This is a genomic window from Marisediminitalea alba (assembly GCF_002993365.1).
In the GTDB taxonomy this organism is placed as follows: domain Bacteria; phylum Pseudomonadota; class Gammaproteobacteria; order Enterobacterales; family Alteromonadaceae; genus Alteromonas; species Alteromonas alba.
In genome coordinates, this window is the sequence record NZ_PVNP01000174.1 from 1 (window position 1) to 1,578 (window position 1,578).

Consider the following 1,578-nt stretch of genomic DNA (forward strand, 5'->3'; position numbering starts at 1 on the left):
GAGTCCTGCCATGTGTTTATTAAGCGCCTGTTTGCCAGCCGCGTACTGGATAACCTGCGTGCTGCACAAGGCGTTGTGGGCCTTGCCAAACGCTACGGTGACAAGCGCCTTGAAGCCGCCTGCTTACGCGCACTGACCTTCGACAATGTGCGTTACAGCGCCGTCAAACAGATCCTTGAAAAAGGACTGGACCAGCACCCTGATGAATCGAGCACCTTCGATACGTTAAGCGATGTTTACACCGGCGGTGGTCGCTTCCACCGAGATCCCAACAAACTTCTCCCTCACTAAAACAAGGAAAAACACATGATCAACCCGATCCCCGAACTCACACCGTTACTGAAACAACTACGCCTCTCTGGTATGACGGACTCATTAGCGATGCGTAATCGTGAGGCCATTGAACATCAACTGAGTTATCCCGACTTCCTGGCTTTACTGGTACAGGATGAAGTGGCCAGACGCGACCAGAAAAAGTATGCCACACGTCTGCGTCGTGCAGGCTTCAGAGGTAATAAAACACTGGAAAGCTTCGATCTGAACGCCAATCCCAACCTGAACCGCGCTTATATCAATGAACTGGCCGATTGCCGATTTATTGATGAATATGTGGCGGTGCTGATCGCAGGGCCGTGCGGCACGGGTAAAAGTCATCTGGCACAAGCCATCGGGCATTGTGCTGTGCAACAAGGCATTGATGTATTGTTCTTTACTCAGGCAAAACTGCTGGCGAACTTGCATGCAGCCAGAGCCACGAACACCTATGAGAAACGCTTCCAGACGTTAGCTAAAGTAGACCTACTCATCATTGATGACTTCGGTTTAAAGCCTCTCAAATCCCCTCAGGATGAAGACTTACACGACTTAATCGATGAACGATATGAACAAAAATCAACGATCATTACCAGTAACCTGGACTTCAGCGAATGGGGGCAAGCCTTCCCAAATAAACTACTTGGTGCTGCCACGCTCGATCGACTCAGACACAATGCTTATCGACTGATTCTGGAGGGCGAAAGCTATCGAAAATTACGTGAGCACAATGATCAGACTGGACGAGGAGGAAAAAGCGAGAAATAATCCCCCTGTTTGAGGGCGAAAATGACGGTTTTAAGTGGCTCCATTAGCCCGCAAATGGGTGGCGCCATTAGGGTGCCAATCGACACTACCGCCTTAGCCGTTTACTGGATGATCTGAGTTCAGGACGGCTGGATGGCAGTTATCAAAAACAGCTTCTGGCCTTATCAAAGAAACAGCTGCTGGTAATCGATGACTGGGGAATGGAAAAGATGAGCCAGGAGCAAGCCGGTCATCTGCTGGAGTTACTGGAGGATCGTTATCAAACAGCCAGTACCATCATGGTAAGCCAGCTCCCGGTTAAAGAATGGTACAACATGATAGGCAACGCCACGGTGGCAGATGCCTTGCTGGACAGGCTGATCCACAACAGTCATCGGATTGAGTTGGGAGGAGAATCAATGAGAAAACTGGCGCAATCCGGACAGATAGGATAAAAATAGGGTTAGAGAAAAGCGAGGAAAACAGGCGTCCGGATTAAACCGGTGCCGGTGTCCGGAT

1 protein-coding gene and 2 pseudogenes are annotated in these 1,578 nt (G+C 49.9%); all 3 read left to right on the forward strand.

Going from position 1 to position 1,578, the window contains the following annotated elements; genetic code table 11:
• Positions 1 to 291, forward strand: a pseudogene (locus C6Y40_RS24810) (IS21 family transposase); the annotation flags it as partial.
• 15 nt (positions 292 to 306) lie between these two features.
• Complete coding sequence (istB, locus tag C6Y40_RS15515) at positions 307 to 1,080, forward strand: IS21-like element helper ATPase IstB (RefSeq protein ID WP_276309523.1); 774 nt, start codon at positions 307 to 309, stop codon at positions 1,078 to 1,080.
• A gap of 92 nt (positions 1,081 to 1,172) precedes the next feature.
• Positions 1,173 to 1,514 (forward strand): annotated as a pseudogene (locus tag C6Y40_RS15520) (ATP-binding protein); the annotation flags it as partial.
• Positions 1,515 to 1,578: the final 64 nt, after the last annotated feature.